Source organism: Geodermatophilus sp. SYSU D00697, from assembly GCF_054050175.1.
In genome coordinates, this window is record NZ_JBJGYV010000004.1 from 18,492 (window position 1) to 36,978 (window position 18,487).

Annotated in this window: 11 protein-coding genes and 2 tRNA genes; 2 read left to right on the forward strand and 11 right to left on the reverse strand. The window is 75.7% G+C overall.

Going from position 1 to position 18,487, the window contains the following annotated elements; translation table 11 throughout:
* Nucleotides 1-54: 54 nt before the first annotated feature.
* The 9 genes from ACI79C_RS05150 to ACI79C_RS05190 form a co-directional block, all read right to left on the reverse strand.
* Nucleotides 55-591, reverse strand: a complete 537-nt coding sequence (locus ACI79C_RS05150) for a hypothetical protein (protein ID WP_456944550.1) — start codon at nt 589-591, stop codon at nt 55-57.
* On the reverse strand, nt 588-1,169 hold the full coding sequence (locus ACI79C_RS05155) for a hypothetical protein (RefSeq protein WP_456944551.1): 582 nt from the start codon (nt 1,167-1,169) through the stop codon (nt 588-590). Before ACI79C_RS05155 ends, ACI79C_RS05150 begins: the two co-directional genes overlap by 4 nt.
* A complete protein-coding gene (locus ACI79C_RS05160; protein ID WP_456944552.1) occupies nt 1,166-1,777 on the reverse strand; it encodes a hypothetical protein in 612 nt (203 codons plus the stop codon). Before ACI79C_RS05160 ends, ACI79C_RS05155 begins: the two co-directional genes overlap by 4 nt.
* On the reverse strand, nt 1,774-3,192 hold the full coding sequence (locus ACI79C_RS05165) for a WXG100 family type VII secretion target (protein WP_456944553.1): 1,419 nt from the start codon (nt 3,190-3,192) through the stop codon (nt 1,774-1,776). The genes ACI79C_RS05160 and ACI79C_RS05165 overlap by 4 nt, the downstream gene beginning before the upstream one ends.
* Nucleotides 3,189-3,491 carry a hypothetical protein gene (locus ACI79C_RS05170; protein ID WP_456944554.1) on the reverse strand — a complete coding sequence of 101 codons (303 nt, stop codon included), beginning with the start codon at nt 3,489-3,491 and terminating at the stop codon, nt 3,189-3,191. Before ACI79C_RS05170 ends, ACI79C_RS05165 begins: the two co-directional genes overlap by 4 nt.
* Nucleotides 3,492-3,629: 138 nt before the next feature.
* Nucleotides 3,630-8,024, reverse strand: coding sequence for an FtsK/SpoIIIE domain-containing protein (locus ACI79C_RS05175; RefSeq protein WP_456944555.1), 4,395 nt, complete (start codon nt 8,022-8,024; stop codon nt 3,630-3,632).
* 18 nt (nt 8,025-8,042) lie between these two features.
* Complete coding sequence (locus ACI79C_RS05180; protein ID WP_456944556.1) at nt 8,043-10,064, reverse strand: protein kinase domain-containing protein; 2,022 nt, start codon at nt 10,062-10,064, stop codon at nt 8,043-8,045.
* 11 nt (nt 10,065-10,075) lie between these two features.
* Nucleotides 10,076-11,344, reverse strand: a complete 1,269-nt coding sequence (locus ACI79C_RS05185) for an ABC transporter substrate-binding protein (protein WP_456944557.1) — start codon at nt 11,342-11,344, stop codon at nt 10,076-10,078.
* A 1-nt stretch (nt 11,345) separates the two neighbouring features.
* Nucleotides 11,346-14,099, reverse strand: coding sequence for a hypothetical protein (locus tag ACI79C_RS05190; RefSeq protein WP_456944558.1), 2,754 nt, complete (start codon nt 14,097-14,099; stop codon nt 11,346-11,348).
* Between the two features lie 462 nt (nt 14,100-14,561).
* Between ACI79C_RS05190 and ACI79C_RS05195 the strand changes: the two genes are divergently transcribed.
* Nucleotides 14,562-16,985, forward strand: coding sequence for a hypothetical protein (locus ACI79C_RS05195; protein WP_456944559.1), 2,424 nt, complete (start codon nt 14,562-14,564; stop codon nt 16,983-16,985).
* Nucleotides 16,986-17,062: 77 nt separating this feature from the next.
* Entirely contained in the window at nt 17,063-18,139 is a 1,077-nt protein-coding gene (locus ACI79C_RS05200) for a hypothetical protein (protein WP_456944560.1), read from the forward strand.
* A 73-nt stretch (nt 18,140-18,212) separates the two neighbouring features.
* On the opposite strand, the gene ACI79C_RS05205 is transcribed toward ACI79C_RS05200, so the two are convergent.
* Both ACI79C_RS05205 and ACI79C_RS05210 read right to left on the reverse strand, forming a co-directional pair.
* Nucleotides 18,213-18,285: transfer RNA gene (locus ACI79C_RS05205), tRNA-Arg, on the reverse strand.
* 21 nt (nt 18,286-18,306) lie between these two features.
* Nucleotides 18,307-18,395, reverse strand: a tRNA-Ser gene (locus ACI79C_RS05210).
* Nucleotides 18,396-18,487: the final 92 nt, after the last annotated feature.

Genomic DNA, 18,487 nt, shown 5'->3' on the forward strand with positions numbered 1-18,487 from the left:
GGGCCGTCCCGCGGGAGCGGGACGGCCCCTGACTGGTCTCGGGACTCGGCAGGGTCAGCCGGTGACGGCCACCACGGCGGCCACCGCGCCGAAGAGCAGCGCGACGATCGTCGCGACGGTCAGCAGGAACCAGTAGAACCCGGCGGTGAGCGGCCACAACGGGGCAGCGCCGGGATGCGCCTTCTGGGCCAGCCGGGTGTTGCGGAACCGCTCCTCGCGCACCGGCAGGCCCGTCGACTTGAGCAGCCCCATCGGCCACGCCTGGTCGAAGAGGACCTGGGTCAGCATCCCGCTGCGGGCCAGCACCCGGCCGCCGGCGTCGACGAGGAGGACCCGCCCGGCCAGCACGGTCTCCCAGGCGTTGGGCATCATCGGCGGGTAGACCGCCCGCACCAGACCGGCCAGCTCACCGGGCCCGTCCCCGATGCGGAGGTCGCGCCGCTCCTGCTTCCCGCCGTCGCTCAGCCACGTCGCGGTGCCGGCCGACCGGTCCACCACCAGGCGGCACCGCTCGATGCGGGGCCGCGGGTCGGGGACGACCTTGACCCCGCCCATCTCCGGCACCACGGGCCGGACCTCGACTGCCGTCATGCCACACCTCCCTCATCGACCTGGACCCCCGAGGCCAGCGCATCCAGCTCCGGCAGCCACTGCTCCGTGTCGCGCGGATCCGGGAACGCCACGGAGAGCAACCACGCCGCCTCGGTGAACGGGAACACGTAGGTGACGTGGTCGGACACCGTCCGGGTGTCCTCCCGGAATGCGCGCTGCCGGACACGGATCCGGTGCGCGCCCGGGCCGGCGAGGTGTTCCACGTGCGGTTCGAGCAGCTGCAGCTCGACCGGGAGGAGCACCTCGTCGACGACTGCGTCCACCGGTGTCCCGGCGGGGTACCTCAGCCCGTCGAGCCGCACCACGGATCGCGGCCCCCGGGCCGGCTCGGGACACAGGAAGAAGGCACCGAAGCACTCCGTGCGAAACGCTGCCGTGGCCAGCACCTCCAGCTTGGCCGCCAGCCGATCGACGTCGAGCCGACTGTGCGGTTGACCAGATGCCGTCCACAGCTGCCGCGCCGCCTGCGGGGCCCAGACCGTGAGGTCGTCGGCCGACGTCGAGTGCGCCCACAGCGCGGAGTAGTCGACCGTGATGTCCGGCGGGGCGGCGGTCACGCCGTCACCCACCGGAGGCTGGTGGCCATGACGTCGAACAGGCCCACCAGCGCCGGGCCGAGCTGTTCGACGGGGGTCGAGAAGGCGAGCACGAGGATGCCGTCACTCCCGGGGATGGGGACGTAGTAGTCGAGGCGGGTCACGCGCAGCACGCCGCCGGGGAGGTCACCGGCCGCCGGGACGTGCTCCTCCCGGGTGCCGAGCCGGCGCACGGCCCGGGCACCGGCGACCTCGGCGAGGTCGAGCTCCTGAACGACGACGTCGTCGCCGCCGGACGACAGCGTCTCGAGCAGACCGGCGAGATCGGCGCCGTCCCCCTGCAGGTGGGTCACCAGGGCCGACGCCGGCACCGGCATGCCGGCGACCGGGTCGAGGCTGAGCAGGACGTCCAGACCGCCCCGGCTGCGCGCGGCGGCGAGCGTCTCCCCGAGGTCGCGGGTCAGCCCCGCGCGCAGCGCCTCGCGGTGCTCCGCGGGCACGGTGGACAGCCGCTCGCCCACCAGCTGCTTGACCCGCAGGGGCACCCGGTCGTCGAGCGGGATCCGCGCCCACCCGGGCGGCAGCAGGAGCGTGAAGTCGCGCACGGCGGCGGGCACCGCGCGGGTCATCGGACCTGGCACAGCGGCATCGACCACTGCTCCACCGTCTCGGCCCGGTGGACCGCGTCCCGCGCTTCCTGAGGCGACTCGATCGCGAAGTCGTCCACGACGTCCCACACGGCCTTGGCCGTCTGGGTGCCCTGGACACCCCACCCCCACACGACTGACGTCGCCGTGGTGGTCGCCCGGATCGCCTCCAGCCGGATGACGCCAGGCACGGCGTCGTCGATCTTGCCGACCAGCGTCGCCAGCTGCGCCATGTCCACGTCACCCATCGCCCGGAAGCGGGCGCCCATGGACGACGGGTTGCCCACCAGCGCCCCGATGAACGCGCGCTGCGCCGCGACCTCCTGGTCCGCCGTGGTGAAGGCGCCGCGCAGGCGCCGCGAGACGCTGAGGACGGGACGCACCGCCGGCAGCCGACCCAGGTCGTACAGGAAGCCCGGGAGGTGGCGGTTGCTGAACGCTGCACGCCCGGCCCTCACCCCACCGACGCGCTGTCCGATCCGCGTCGCCGTCGCGCCGACGCTCTGCGCGGCGCCCTTGATGACGGAGCCCAGCTTGAAGGTGGCCAGGCCGACGAGGTCCCAGGCGACGTCGCTCCACTCCCCGTTGTCGGTGACCGCGAGCCCGACGTGGGCGCCCAGCATGACCACGGTCAGCGCGGCGCCCGCAGCGTTCAGCGCGCCGATCACCGAGATCGCCGTCCCCGCGATCATCAGGGTCGGTGCGGCGAACGCGATGATGAGCGCCGCGATGGCGATGACGAACACCGCGACGCCGATCCACTTGAGCGCCGTCGTGATCCAGCCGGCGTTGCGGTCCCACCAGCCGTCCCGCAGCTCCTCGCGCCCGCGCGCGTCGCGCAGGGTCGCCGCCGCGGACCGGGCCGCGCGGTCGTAGTCGCCCACCGCGCGGTCGTAGTCGCGCCGGGCGGTCGAGAGCCGGGTGGCCGCCTCCTCCACGGCGTGCTGGTGGTCGCGCAGGTCGGCAGCGGCCGCGGTGGCCTCCTCCGGCGTCGCGGTGGCGGCTGCCCGCGCCGGCCGGTTGGCCTCCAGGGTCCTGCGGTCGGCCTGGGCCTCCTGGGCGCGGTGGACGGCGCCGTACGCCCGGGTCTGCACCTCACCGAGGTCCTCGGCGAACTGGCGCAGGGCCCGCGCGGCGGCCTCGTACCGGCCGCGGGCCTTGACGATGCGGTCGGAGAGGTCGCCGGCCCGCTCGACGAACTTCTCCCCCGCCTCGCCCTTCCAGCCGCCCCGGGCCTGGGAGGTGAGGCGGCGGAGGTTGGCCGCCTGCGCCTCGATCTCCGCCGCCGTGTTCTCGTAGCGACGGGCGAGGGTGGTGAGGGCGCCCGCGTCACCGGGGACGCCGTTGCGGCCGTCGAGCGGCGCGAACGAGGACGGCGGGGTGGGGCTCCAGCTCATCGCGGGCACTCCCGGGTCGCGTCCTGGATGGACGCGGCGAGCTGGTTGTCCGCGTCGATGTAGGCCTTCCGGCTCTCGTCGGCCATCGTGTACACGGCGTCGATCGAGTCGATCAGCTTCTGGCGGTTGTGCTTCCACTCGTCGACGAAGGCATGCATCTCGTCGAGCAGCGCGTTGCGGCCGATGGCGGCCTCGGCGTCCTCGACGATGTCCGCGGCGCGCGTGAACTCGTGCACCAGCATGCCGAGGCTGCCGGCCGTCTCGCCGAGCAGGTCGAGATCCACCTCGAGGTCAGCCACGCTCTCCCACTCCCCCCGTGCGGACGCCGGTCGACGTCCGGACCGCACCGTCTCGATTTCTACGCAGCGTAACCGGGCGACCGCGGAGAAGTGGGGCACCTCCGGGGTGACCACCCCATCGGGGCACCGCCGTGCGCCTCACGCGACCCCTCCCGTCCCACCGGCGGGCGCGGACGGGACCGCGACGGTCAGCAGGGTGCCGTCGCCGGTGTGCAGCAGGCCACGGCCGGGCTGCACCGACTGGCCGACGGCGCTGCGCGGCAGGCGGACGCCGACCAGGTCGCCGTCCGTGCTGCCCTGCGGCGACAGGAGCAGGCCCTGCCGCGAGCGCTTGGCCTCCACCTGCCAGCCGGACAACCCGGTGCAGATGCTGTCGGCGTTGCCGGCGAGCACCAGCGACCGGCCCGGCCCGGCCAGCCCCTTCACCACGTCGCGGAAGACCTCCGCCGCCGGGCAGTCGCGGAGCACGTCGCCGTCGTCCAGGAGCACGACCAGCGGCCCGGCCGGTGCCCCGGCCAGCAGCTCGCGCCAGTGGTCGGCCGGCGCGGCGGCGTCCTCCACGACCGCGAGGACACCGTCCCGCCCGGCCAGCGCGCGCAGCGGTGAGGCCTTGGGGGCACCCACCAGCACCGGCACCCCCTGGCGGAGCAGCGACTCGGCCATGACCGCGAGCACGGTGCTCTTGCCCGACCGGCCGGGGCCCGCGACGACGAAGGCGGGGCCGTTGCCGTGGACGAGGTCCAGACCGGCCGCGGTCAGCTCGTCCCCACCCACGCCGACCAGCGCGACCGGCGACGTCGTCCCGGCCGGCCGCATCGCCCAGGCCTCGTCGAAGGTCAGCCGCGCGGGCAGGACGTCGACCCGGAAGGGCCGGGCCGCGCGGGGGACCAGCGCGTCGCGGACGTGCGCGGCCTTGGCGATCTCGGCCAGCGCGGCGGCCTGCCCCTGGCCGCTGTCGTCGTCGGACAGGAGCGCCACCTGGGTCTCGACCGCACCGTCGACGGTGAGCCCGCGGCCCGGCGGCAGCTGGTCGGGCACCTGCCGGGTGCCGATCCCGATGAGCGGGTAGTCGCCGCGGTCGGCCAGCCGCATGACCAGCTTGTTGTCGGTGAGCGAAGCCAGGCGCGCGGTGCCCAGGGACCGGTCACCGGTGACCACCACGGAGACCCCGACCGAGGCGCCCTCGCGGACGATGCCCATGAGGATGTCGGTGAGCCGCCCGCCGTCGACCTCGCCGAGGGTGGGGGTGAAGCCCTCCCACCGGTCCAGCAGCAGGACCACGTGCGGCAGCCGCTCCTCCGGGACGGCGGCCCGGCGCTGCTCGGAGACGTCGGCGTGGCCCCCGTCGGCGAGCAGCTGCTGGCGCCGCTCGACCTCGCGGGCCAGCCGGTCGAGCAGGCGGACGGCCCGCTCGGTCTGGGTGCGGGTCACCACGGCCCCGCAGTGCGGGAGGTCGGCCAGGGGCAGCAGCGCGCCGTTGCCGCAGTCGAGCCCGTACAGGTGGACGTCGGCCGTCGAGCAGCGTTCGCCCACCGCGCCGCCGAGGGTCCGCAGCAGCTGGGACCGGCCGCTCTTCGGCGAGCCGATGACCAGCAGGTGCCCGTCGGTGGCCGGGTCGAACGCGGCTCCCCGCCGCTGCTGGGCGGCCGGGAGGTCCTGCAGGCCGAACGGCAGCCTGGTGGCCGAGGCGGTGGCCGGGCCGGCGACCGCGTCGAGGTCGGCGGCGAGCACCCGCTCGGGCAGGGCGTCGAGCCACGGGCTGCGCTGGGCGGGCACGCCCTCGGCCTCGGCCGCTCCGCGGATCGCCTCGACGAGGACCGACAGGTCGGTGACCTCGACGTCCGAGGTCCGCGCCGCGGTGGCCGGTCGCTGCGGCGCGCCGTAGCCCAGCTGGTGCCAGCCCAGCGGGACGACGAACGGCTCGACCGCCGCGACCGCGCCCTGCCCCGGGCGCCGCCCGCCGATCCGGCCGGCCTGGAAGGGGACCAGGCCACCGTGGCCGAGCCGGGCGAGACCACGGCCGGGGGCCGACTTGGGGATGCGCGCGGCATCGGGCGCGTCGAGGACGTCGCTGCTGTCCTGGCCGTCGGTGACCCGCAGCGAGATGCGCAGGTTGGTGTTGGCCCGGATCTCCGGTGAGACGACGCCGCTGGGCCGCTGGGTGGCGAGCACCAGGTGGATGCCCAGCGACCGGCCGCGCTGGGCGATGTTCACCAGACCGGTGACGAAGTCGGGCAGCTCGCGGGCCATGGAGGCGAACTCGTCGATGACGATGAGCAGCCGCGGCAGTGGCGGGCGCTGCGGTTCCCGGGTCTGCAGCTCGATGTAGTCGTCGATGTCCTTCACGCCCGCGTCGGCGAGCCAGTGCTCGCGGAACCTCAGCTCGGCGCCCAGCGACGTCAGCGCCCGCTCGACCAGGTGCGCGTCGAGGTCGGTGACCATGCCGACGGTGTGCGGCAGGTGCACGCAGTCCTTGAAGGCGCTGCCGCCCTTGTAGTCGACGAGGACGAAGGTGAGGGCGTCCGGCCGGTTGGCGACCGCGAGCGAGGCGATCATCGTCTGCAGCAGCTCGGACTTGCCGGCGCCGGTGGTGCCCGCGACCAGGCCGTGCGGACCGTCCGTGCGCAGGTCGAGCGTGAAGGGCCCGTCCAGGCCGGCGCCGACCACCATCCGCGTCGTCCGGCCCTCGAGCTGCCACCGCGCGCGCAGCGCCTCCACCGTGGGCGGCTCGAGACCGAGCAGGTCCAGCAGCCGGGCGCTGTCGGGCAGGACGGCGTCGTCGTCCTCCACGCTGACGTCGCGCAGCGGGGCCAGCGCCCGGGCCGCGGCGTCGGTGAGCTCCGCGGACACGCCCTCGGCGAGCATTCCGGCCACCGGGTCGTGGCCGCTGCGCCGGACGTCGAGCAGTGCGTCGTCGTCGGCGTCGAAGACCGCGGTGGCGGTGGCGGCCTCGGGCAGGAACCGCTCCTCCTCGTCGGCGCACACCGCGTAGATGCCGTACGCCGGGCCGTCCTGCAGCAACGGGGCCAGGCCCGGGGTCGCGCGGAGGGCGCGGAAGCCGTGGACGACGAGCACGTGGGCGGGGAAGGACTCCGGCTCGAGCCGGCCGCCACGGGCCGTGGCCTCCTCGCGGCGGGCCTTGAGCAGCGCGGTGAGCTCGGCGACGCGGGCGGTGACGGTCTGCTGGTCGTTGCCCACGAAGGCGACCGCGCCCTCGCCGTCCGGGGTGCGGGCGTGCGGCAGCCAGCGGACCCAGTTCCACTCCGACCGGGCGCGCGGGGCCAGGACGGTCAGGGCCAGGTCGCGCGGCGGGTGGTGGACGGCCAGCTGCAGGACCACCCATCGCAGCAGCCCGGCCAGCGGCTCGGCCGGGCCGGCCAGACCGAGGACGCCGGCCTCGCGCAGCGGCACCGCCGCCGGGACGGCGCGCACGATCCGCTGCTCGCCGCCGTCCTCGGGCGCGGTCCGCCGGGTCACCTGGACCTCGGCGGGGAGGTCGCCGGCGCCCAGCCGCAGGCTCAGCGCGTCGGGGTCGGTGCGGCGGCGCTCCCACAACCGCTTGCGCGGCTGGATCGCGGTGAGCAGGACGGCCGCGGCGTCGGGGTGCGCCGCGCGGCGGCGGACGGTCTCCGCGGCCAGCGCCTCGTCGATCCGGCGGTGGGCGTCGGCGAGCTCCTGCTCGTACTCCTCGCGCGCCCGGCGGTCCTCGCGGGCGGAGTGCCGCCGGTCGGCGACGGTGTTGCTGACCATCATCACCGGGCTGGCCACGGCGAAGACGAGGTACATCGGCGAGCGCAGGATCACGGCGAGGACGACGCCGATCAGCAGCGGCGCCAGCACCATGACCAGCGGGAAGCGCCGGGCCTCCCGGGCGCGGGGCTCCTCGGGCAGCTGGATGCGGACGACCCGCTGCGAGGGCAGCAGCCGGGGTGCGCGGACGAACGCCCGCGTGCCGGGGCCGGCGGGCTCGACCGCGGCGTCCGAGCCGGAGGCCGGGACGATCGTGAGCTGGGTGTCGCCGAGTCCGAAGACCTGTCCCGGCTCGACCGGGGTCGGCTCCTCGCCGACCGGCGCACCCTCCACGCTGGTCCCGTTGGCCGAGCCGAGGTCGGCCAACGTCGCGCCGTCGGGGCCGACGCGCAGCACGGCGTGCCGGCGGGACATGGACGGGTCGCTGAAGCCGAGGGGGCTGCTGCGGCCGAGCTCGTGCGTGCCGACCGGCAGCTCGGCGACCAGCCCGCTGGCCGGCCCGCTGACCGCGTGCAGCTGCCAGCCCCGGGCCGGGGGCGGTGGCAGGTGGGCTGCCGCGGCGGTCGCGGAGAGGTGCACGACCGCGCCGTCGACCAGGGCGCTGCGGCCCACCGGCTCGTCGTCGGCGAGCCGCTGCCCGTCGACGAACAGCCCCTCGGCGGACACCCCGGCCACCCGGCCGAACGCCGCAGCGACCTGACCGACCGGGGTGTCGTCGTCGAGGTCGACGGCGACGTCGAGCACCCTCCGGTCGGGCAGTCCGAGACCGACCTGTACGCGCACCTGTCCTCCTCCGCGCCGTCAGTCGACGCTGTTCTGCAGGACGTCGAAGGTCCGGCTGTCGGCCTCGACCTCGCCGAGCCGGACCGACACGGTGCAGCCGCTGCCGACCGTGTTGGCGTAGGGGACCCGGTCGGTGAAGGCCAGGGCACCGGTGCAGTCGTCGGTCCGCACCTCGAGCTCGCCGCCGAGCTGCTGCAGGAGCAGGGTCGGCTGCGGGTTGCGGCTGCTGAAGAGCACCGAGACGTTGTCCGCGGCGTCCGTCCCGCGCCACACCGGCAGGACGATGACGTCGACGGTCGACCCGACGCGCACCGTGCCGCCGATCTGGACCTCCAGGTCGTCGAGCCGCTGGCCGGGGTAGACCGGGGTGGCCACCAGGCCGTCGAGCGCGTCGCCGGTCGCGGTGCCGAGCTCGGCCAGTCGCTCCCGCACCGCGGTCGCGGGGTCCTCGTCCCCGGCGTCGAACGGCACGCTGTAGATGGCGGTGGTCGACGTCCCCGCGGGGACGTCGACCGGGACCTGCCACCCGCAGGCGGTCACCGGGATCCCCGGCGTCGCGTCCCGCACCACGCCGGCCACCTGCCAGTCGACCTCGGGGCAGGGCTGCCCCGCGGCGGCCGGGACCGCCTCGAACAGCGGACCGGCGAACGCGGTGTCCGACGACCAGGTCACCGTCGTGGTGAGCCTGCCCGACCCGGGGTCGAAGGCCGCCTCGCGGACCGTGGTGAGCCCCGACCTCAGCCGCTCCGTGGGCCCGAGGACGCTGACCTCGGCGGCCCCGCTGCCCCTCCCGGTCGCGGCGGCGACCGTTTCGTCGTCCCCGCCCCGGCCCGCGACGAGCACGATGACGCCGACGACGGCGGCGGCCGCGACCAGCGCACCGCCGGTCACCGCCCAGCGTCGCCGGGCACCCGCCCGCTCGCCGGGCGTCGGCGACGCCGGGACCGGCGCCGGGCCGGCCGACGTGGGCCGGGGCGCACGCAGCTGCGTCTCCCCCGCGGCCGCGTCGGGGTCCAGCCCGGAGGGCGTCACCCACGGTCCACCGTCGTCCGCGGCCCGCGGGCCGGCGGCCGGGGTCGCCGCGCCGCCCTTGACGTTGGTGCGGCCCGGGTCGAGCTCCTCGACCGGCCGGTGGCCGAGCACGCCGAAGGCCGGTGCGGGGCCGGCGACCGCCGGTTCCCAGGCGCCGGGCTCCGGCACGACGGGGAGGGCCCCGAGCGCGGCCAGCGAGGGCTGCAGGTCCCGCAGCGCCTCGGCCGCCGCCGCCGCGGGCGGCCGCCGCGCGGGGTCCTTGGCCAGCATCGCCTGCAGGACGGCGTCCAGCTCGGCGGGCAGGCCGGGCACGGCGGGCGGCCGGGCGGTCACGTGCCGATTGGCGATCGCGTAGCCGGTGCCGCCGCCGGCGAAGGGCGTGCGCCCGGCCAGCAGCTCGTAGAGCAGGATGCCGGTCGCGTAGACGTCGGACGCGGCGCTCACCGTCTCGGCGGTGAAGATCTCCGGGGCCATGTAGTCGGCGGTGCCGAGGACCCCGGTCATGCGCACGGTGGTCTCCTGCGCCAGCCGGGCGATGCCGAAGTCGCTCAGGAGGACCCCGGAGGGTTCGGCCGCGGTCAGCAGCACGTTGTCCGGCTTGACGTCCCGGTGGAGGACGCCCTTGCCGTGTGCCTCGGCCAGGGCCACGAGCACGTCCCCGGTGAGCCGGGCCGCCTCGGCCGGGGGCAGGGTGCCCGCGGCCCGCAGGCGGGCCCGCAGGTCGGCGCCCGCCACCAGGTCCATGACGATGGCGAGGTCCTCGCCCTCGATGACCAGGTCGCGGACGCGGACGATGTTCGGGTGCACCAGGTCGAGCAGGATCGACCGCTCCTGCACGAACCGGGTGAGGATCTCCGCGTCGCGGGCGAACTCGGGGCGCAGGAGCTTGGCGGCGACCCGCTCCCCGCTGCGCTGGTCGAGCGCCTCCCACACCTGGCCCATCGCCCCGGAGCCGAGCACCCGCTCCAGGAGGTACCGGCTGCCGAGGGCCCGTCCCGTCGTCTGCACGCGGCCCCCGCTCAGCGACCGACGGGCAGCACGAACCAGGACAGCGCGGGTTCGCCGGTCCCCACGCCGCGGCCCGGACCCCGGGTGGTCGCCTGGAGGACGGCGACGTCCTCCAGGCGCAGCGCCTGCCGATCGCCGAAGTCCAGCGCGGGGCCGGCCAGCCCGGAGTCCGCGTCGAGGGTGAGCCCCTGCAGCGCGTCGAGCACGGCCGCGGCGTCGCCGGACCCGGCCTCCGCGGCCGCGGCCGCGATCGCGACCACTGCGTCGTGGCTGCGGACGTCGGCGGTGCCGGCCCCCGAGACCGCGAAGCTGTCGGCACCTCCCACGGCGGGCAGCTCGGCGTCCTGCGCGGCCAGCCGGACCGCCGCGAGGAAGCCGGCCGTGCCCGCGTCGGTCGAGGCCTCGGACGCGGCCGGGCCGACGGAGGAGAACTGGCCCGCGGTGGTGGCCGCGCCGGTGGTGCCCAGGTCGGCCAGCCGGGCGGCGAAGGCCGGGCTGAGCGCGGACGGGCCGAGCACCACCGGGACGGTGGCGGCCGCCCCCTGAAGCGCGGCGACCACCTCCGCGGCGGTCTCGGCCGAGGCGTCCACGACCACGCCGTCGGCCCGCCCGTCGGGGAGCGCGGCCGCCGCGGCCGCGACCTGGCCGGGCAGCGCGTCGCCCGGGGTCACCGCCGTGCGGGCGCCGAGGGCGGCGACCCCGTCGCCGAGCCCGTCGGCGGTGAACACGAGCGGGGCCCGCTGACCGCGTTCGGCCAGCAGCGCCGACAGCCGGTCGGCGACCTGCTCGTCGCTGGGACCGGTGCGCCAGGCGGTGTCCCCCGCGAGCTCGTCGCGGGTGTCGTACGGGAGGAGCACCGCGGTGCCGGCGTCGGCGGCGACCCGCAGCGCGGGGTCGAGGTGGCTGCCGGCCGAGGCGTAGACGATCCCCGCGACGCCGGCGTCCACCAGCCGGCGGACGGCGGCGACCGCGCCCTCCGGCGTCCCGCGGTCGTCGACGACCTCGAGGGCCACCCGGTCGCCGCCCTGGTCCAGGCGGAACTCGGCGACCCGGGCGCCGGCGGCCGGAGCGGCGAACTCGGTCCCCTGCCCGCGGGCCGCCGCGCCGGTGACCACGACGCCGACCCGCACCGGCGGCGCCTCGTCGGGGAGCAGGAGGAGCGCGACGGCCGGGGCCGCCGCCGGGCGGAAGCCGGCCGCCTCGTCCTCGCCGGCCGCCGTCGAGGTGCAGCCGGAGACGGCGACGGCCGTCAGCACCATCCCGCCGATCAGTCGTCGCACGTCACTGCTCCCCGGGGAGACGGAAGGTGAAGACGGTCGCGGAGGTGGACCCGTCGGGCAGGTCCTCGGCGAACGCGTCGTAGGTGTCCGCGGACTGCAGCGCGCGGACCAGCTGCTGCTGCTCCAGCTGAGCGTCGGCCAGCTCGGTCATCCGGACCCCGCCGAAGCTGGCGGCCGTCTGGCTGGTCTGCTGGACCTGCTCGGTCCGGACGCCGGCCTGGCCGGCGCTGTCCTGCATGACGCCCAGCAGGCCCCGGCCGTCGCGGGCCGAGCCGAGGTCGACCAGGACCTTGGCCAGCTGGGCCTGCAGCTGGGCGGCGGCCGCGGACTGGGACTGGTTGGCGGCCGACACCTGCTCGGCGAGCCGGGCGACGGCGTCCTGGGCGGACGCGTCGAGGTCCTGCTCGGCCGCGGCCTGCGTCGCCGCGAGCTGGGCCTGCTGGGCGGCGACGACCGCGCGGCCCTGCTCGGTCTGCCGGTCGGCGGTCTCCCCGAGGCGCTGCAGCAGCGCCTCGGACAGCTCGGCCAGCGCCGCGTCCGCCGCGCTCCCCGCCTCCGCGGCGTCGTCCGCGGTGGCGGCGACCTGCTCCTCGCCGGCGGCGCGGACCCGGTCGGCGGCCTGCTGCAGGAGCGCCTCCAGGTTCGCCCGGACCTGGTCCTGCGAGCAGTCGACGGCGGCGAAGTGGGTGGCGACGGCGTTCAGGGGCGAGGACTCGACCGCCGGGTCCCCGCACTCCCAGGCCGGGCCGCCGGGGTGCACGTACAGGGCGTCGACGGCGTCGAGCAGGTCGGCCACCCCGTCCTGCAGGTCCCGGTCGGACACCGGGCCGTCCACCAGCGTCTGCAGCTGCCCGAGCGGGGCGGCCAGACCGGTGAGCTGGGTCTGCACGGCGGTGAGCTCCGGGGCGATGTCGTCGAGCTCGTCCCGCGCGGTCGCGGCGGAGGTCTTCACCGACTGCCACGCGGTGACGTCGTCGGCGATGCGCTTCGTGAGCGGCTCGTCGAAGTCGGTCGAGGTCAGCGGGTTCTCGTCGCAGTCCTCTCCGGTGAGGAGCGCGAGGGACTCGTCGAGCTGGGCGGGGTCGGCGACGGCGAGGGCGCAGATCGCGTCGGCCAGCGCCGTGAGCTGGACGCTGACGCTCCCGGGGCCCTCCAGCTCGGCGAGCTGCTGGTCGGCCAGGCCGGTGATCTCCGTCAGCTCGGCTCGGACCGCCGCGGTCTCGACGGCGCCCACGGCCGCGGTCGCGTCCCCGATCCCCTCGCCCAGGGCGTCCAGCTGGGCCTGCAGCTGCGTCACGGTGGTGCCCGGCACCAGCAGGGACCGCAGGGCGGCGCCGTCGGCCTGCACGTCGCGGACCGCCGTCACGAGGTCCTCGATGAGCTGGCCGACGAGGTCCACCGCCGCGGTGTCGAGGACGCCGGCGATCTGCGCACCCCGGGTCCGCACGTCCACGGCGACGTCCACCAGCTGGGAGCCCGCGCCGATCAGCCGGCACACGAGCGTGTCGGTGGCGTCGGCGCAGTCGGCGTCGTCGCCGATGCTGTCGCGCAGCGAGGCACGGAGGTCCTGGACGCAGTCGCCGCTGGCCGCGCCGAGCTCCCGCAGCTGGCGGCTGACGGTGGACAGCTGGCCCAGCAGGGTCACGGCCGGCGCCTCCTCGGCGGTCTGCGCACCGCAGCCGGCCGAGGCCGGGCCCCGCGGGGCGGCGGCGGGGGTGCCGAAGTAGTCGAGGACGCCCCGGATGCTGTCGCGCAGCGAGGTCATCGCCTGGGAGTTGGTGGACTCGACGGTCGAGCCGACCGAGTCGTCGAGGGCCTGGAGGTCGGCGAGCACGCTCTGTGCGGCGGTGTCGACCGAGTCCGCCGTCCGGTCGAGGGCCGCCGTCGCGGCGGCGCCCACCTCGCCGGCGTTGGTGCTCAGCGTCTGGCGCACCTGCTGCAGGCTGTCGGCGACCTCGGCCAGGGTGGCGTTGACGCCGGCGATGAGCGCGATCGTGTTGTTCTCCGAGGCGACCCGCCCCGCGGAGCCGCCGAAGGTGCTGCCCACCAGGCTGGCGATCGAGGTGTCGGTGGCCAGGCCCGGCTGGACCGCCACGTCGATCTCGGGCAGCCGGAAGTCCTCGGCGTCCTGGACGAGGGTGAAGGTGGTGCTGGCCGACAGGCGCGGCGGCGCGAGGAGCGTGGCCCACTGGACGGTGGTGGCGGTGCCGTCGGTGCTCACCACGCCGTTCGTGGTCCCCGGCTCGGCGGCCCCCGGCTGCGGTCGGACCAGGCTCGCCCCGCTGCCCTCGGGGAGGACGGCGCTGGCGACGACGGTCAGCGGGGTGGTGACCAGCTCGTAGCGGTCCCGGAGGACACCGCCGGAGTCGTACTGGAAGCGCTCCGGGCGGACGGTGGTGTTCTGGACGGTCACGTTGACCTCGACGCGGCCGCTGACACCGGCCAGGTCGGCCAGGTCGGTGCCGACGCGTCCGTCATGCCGCCAGGAGGTCGTCACCCGCACCGGGAGGTCCGCGGCCTCCTCCCCCGGGTCCAGCTCCCGGGTGCGGGTCTGCGACCCGTCCTCGTCCTGGCTGACCAGCGCGGAGGTCAGCGCGGTGATCGCGCCGTCCGTGCCCAGCTCCACGGTGACCGCCTGCAGCGCCTGCTGCGGCGTCTCCTCGGCGAGGACCAACGGCGCCGTGCTGGCCGAGGCCCCCAGCAGCACCGCGGTGCAGCCGGCGGTCACCCCCCAGCGGAACCTCGACGTGCCCATCCGTGTCCGCGCCCCGCGCATGCCGCTCCCCGTGTCGCTGCCGGCGACGCGTCCAGGCGCCGCCCCCTGTCGGGACCCGGCGCACTCGGCCGGCCCGACGATCAATGCGTCACGGTGCGGTGGCGCACAGTGACGACTCCGGCGACAGGGTACGGACGGTTCCGGAAGTCGGTCCATCACCTGTTCGTCGCGTGTCCGTGACGATCTCGCCGGTTCCGACCACGGTGAGTGAGCGTTGGTCCCGCGCGTCCCGTGCACCCCTGTGGGCACGGCCCCCTCACCCCTGGGAGGGACTTGGGGGCGGTTCCGTGCCGGAATTCCTCGATCTTGATCCGGGCCGTGCCGACACATCGGCTCGAGCGGCGTTCCAGGAGGACCGCCGGACGTGCTCCCACGGAAGGGATCGAGATGACACAGCAGGAGAGACGGGACGGGTTCCCGGAGATGGTGATGGAACCGCCGGTGGCACACGGACCTGCCGCAGGTCCGGCGTCCGCCGGTTCCCCGGCGGCACCGGCCCCCACCCCCACGCCGACGCCGTTCCGGTTCGACGTCACGGCGGACGACGTCCGGTCGTCGGCAGGCGTGGTGGCCCGGGCCTTCGGACCGGTCCTGGCGGGTCTCACGGTGGTCGTCGCCGTGCTCGGAGCCGTCGTGCTGCCGGACGACCACGGCGGCTCGCTCGCCGACTGGCTGCAGACGGCGATCGTCGTCCTGGCGCTCGCGCTCGGCGGTCGCCTCGTGGTCGACGGCTCGGTGGCCGTCGACGACGCCGCCCTGGAGGCCACCCTCGCACTGAGGGTCGTGCCACTGGTGGTCACCCTCGTCGTCCTCGGCCTCGTCGCCCGCGCCACGGTGCGCGCCGAGCGGCAGAGCCCCTCGGTGGGCCCACGCCGGCTGCTCACCCGCTCCGCGGTGACCGGCGTCGTCGCCGGTGTGGTGGCCGGGCTGCTCGCGCTGCTCGGCAGCACGTCCACCCCCTACGGTCTCGACCTCGGCGAGGAGTTCGACGTCCCCGGGTCGGTGGAGGTCGGGGCCGGCGCGATCGGCACCTTCCTCGGGGTGGTGCTCCTGGTCGGCGCCACGGCGGCGCTCGCCCGGGTCTGGGCCTCCCCGGCGTCCCGGATGCCCCTGCCGGCGGCCGTCGCCGCGTACCGGACCCCGGAGCGCACCGCCGACCTGCGCGTCGTGCTGCGCGTCCTGGGCACCTTCGCCATCGGCCTGCTCACCGCGGCCGCGGTGGGCCTGGTCGTCGCCTTCCTGTACCAGGCCTACCTCACCGACGACCTCGACGGGGACCGGCTGGCGGTGTTCGGCGGCCTGGTGGCGCTCGGCGTGAACGCCGTCGTCGTCCTGGCCCTCGGCGCCCTGGGCGTGCCCGCGGTCCTCAGTGGCCGGAGCGAGGGCAGCGCGGAGCTGATGGAGATGCTGGACGACGGCATCGGCGCCAACGCCGACCGGTCCTTCGGTCTCACCGACAACCCCTGGCTGCTGCTGGTGCTGCTCGTGCCGGTCGCGATCGCGCTCGGCACCGCCGTCCGCCGCTCGCTGCGCGGGACCGGCACCGTGGTGAGCGCCCAGGCGCTGCAGCTGGCCGCCGGCATCGGCGCCGCGACCGGTCTCGCGGCGGCGCTGCTCGTCCGCGTGGCCGCCTCCGGCGAGGTCTCCGCGGCAGGTGACCCCGGTTTCGTGATCGAGGTCAGCGGCTCGGCGGGCGCGAACGCCAACCCGTCCCTGCTGTGGGCGCCGCTGCTCGGCGCGGCGTGGGCCGCGGCCGTCGTGTGGGCGATGCGCCTCGGGCCCACGCTGGCGCTGTCCCTGCCCGAGCGGGTGACCCGACTGCTCGCCGGTCGGGGCATCCGCCCGGAGTGGGCCGCGGCCCTGGCGGGCACGGCCCCGGCCCCGGCCGGCCGACGCTCGCCGGCCGTGCGGCTCGCCGCCCTCGTCACCGCCGCCGCCGTGGTCCTGGCCGCGGTGGGCGCCGCGGTCGTCGCCGTCCTCAACGCCACCGTCTTCACCCCCCGGGCCGCGGCCGAGGCCTACCTGGACGCGATCGCCGACGGCGACGTCGCCGTCGCGGTCGCCCAGCTGGCCGAGGTGCCGGAGCTGGAGGACCAGGCGTTCCTGAGCGACGCGGTGCTGGGGAGCGACGACTTCACGCCCATCAGCGACGTGACGATCGGGTCGGTGCGCGAGTCCGGCGACTCGGCCACCGTCGACGTCACCTACGTGCTCGACGGCGAGGAGGTGGCCGACACCATCAGCCTCACCGCCGGGGACGACCGCCTCGGGTTCCTCCGGGACTGGCAGGTGGCCGAGTCGCTGCCGACCGTCGAGTCGTACTCCGACAGCAGCCTGGGCCGGGAGATCGCCGGGGTCGGGTTCCCGGCGACCGGCTCGTACCTCGCCCTGCCGGGCCGGTACACGGTCCACGCGGCCGACCACGCGCTGCTCACCTCGGACGACTCGTCCTTCGTCGTGACCACCGACTCGGCGGGCAGCCCGTCGCTCTCCCCGGAGATCCGGCCCGAGGTGCTCGACCGGGCGCGGGACGCCGTGGACGAGGCCATCACGACGTGCGCACAGGCCACGGAGCTGCCGCTGGAGGACTGCCCGTTCCTCACCGGTCACAGCTGGCTGGACGACCTGACCGACGTGCAGATCACCGTCACCGAGCAGCCGGAGTACTCGCTGGAGTACGACGAGTCGGTCGGCGGGCTGGTGATCGTCGGTGAGGAGTTCGGCGAGGTGACGCTGACCGGTACGGAGACCGTGGACTTCTTCTTCAGCGAGCCGGAGGAGCGTCCCTACGAGAGCTCCTACAGCTTCCGGGTCAACGGCGAGGTCACCGCGTCCGGGGACGACCTGGACGTGACCTTCGACTGACCTCCCACGCCGTCCCGGTGGAGCCTGCGGCGCTCCACCGGGACGGCGCCCTCTCGCTCCGACACCAGAGGTAGGACATGAGCTCCACACCGACCCGGGCCACACGGCTGGCCGCCGCCACCGGCGGCGTCCTCCTGAGCGCGCTGGTGAGCGCGTGCGCCGGCCAGCACGCGGCCGACGACGGCAACGCCCCGCCGGCATCGGCCAGCGCGGCCCCCGCCAGCACGGCCCCGACCAGCACGGCCCCGACCAGCACGGCCCCGACCAGCACCGCCCCGACCAGCACCAGCACCGCTCCCACGACCACGGCACCGACTCCCCCGGCGGTGCCGGTCGACTGGAGGCCCCTGGCCTTCGACGCGGCCGACTGCGTCTCCCGCGAGGAGTGGCGCAGCGACCACGGGGACACTGCGGCGTGGGACGACACGCCGATCGAGACCCACGAGGCCGACGTGACCGGCGACGACCGGCCGGAGGTCTTCGTGACCTCGACCTGTCCCGCCCCGACCTCCAACCGCGCCACGTGGGTGGTCGCGTTCCAGGACACGACCGGCGCGCCGACCGCGCTCGGCGTGCTGACCGGGGACGCGTTCTTCGAGCGGCCGGAGGTCACCACTGACGGCGCGACCGTGACCCTCGAGGGGGTCACCGTCGCCGGCGAGGACGCCTACTGCTGCGGAGAGCACTGGGCTCGCGCCGTGTACCGCTGGGCCGACGGACGCTTCGTCCTGGCCGAGCGCCTCGAGGCCCGCACCTCCCAGCCGTTCTCACCCACCGGCCTGGCCGACGGGTCGCACGTGGGCCTGATCCGCGGCGGGGACGACGACACGGTCCTCGTCGACCTCGTCGAGTGGTTCGAGGGGCCGGCGGCCGAGCAGGCCTGCCGGGAGGACGGTCTGCAGGTCCACGAGCAGATGGCCTGGTGCAGCGACTACTACGTGCGGAACGACAACGACCTGGTCCGCGCACTGCCCACGGTGGAGGACGTCCCGATCACCTACATCGGCTGGCCCTCGGGTGAGGACCGGACCGACCGGCTGTCGGCCGTGGCCGACGTGGTGGTCAGCGACTCGCCCACCACGGAGCGGTTCTTCGAGTTCACCGTCGAGGACGGCGTGGTGACCGCGTTCACCGGCGAGCACTTCGTCTCCTGACCCGGGACGGGAGACACCGCGGCCCCGCTCTCCCGATCGGGAGGCGGGGCCGCGACGCTGTCTCAACCAGACGTGCACCCGAAGGGATTCGAACCCCTAACCTTCTGATCCGTAGTCAGATGCTCTATCCGTTGAGCTACGGGTGCCTGGTGTTCAGTTGTGTTGCGCGGAGGCTCCGGGATTTGAACCCGGGATGGGGGTTAACCCAAACCGCATTAGCAGTGCGGCGCCATAGACCGGACTAGGCGAAGCCTCCCGGGGTCCGAGTCCCCCCGGAACCACCGAGAAGAAAGACTACCAGCGCCCCGGACGACGATCCGCGCGGGGTCCCCCGGGGGGAGGTCGCCG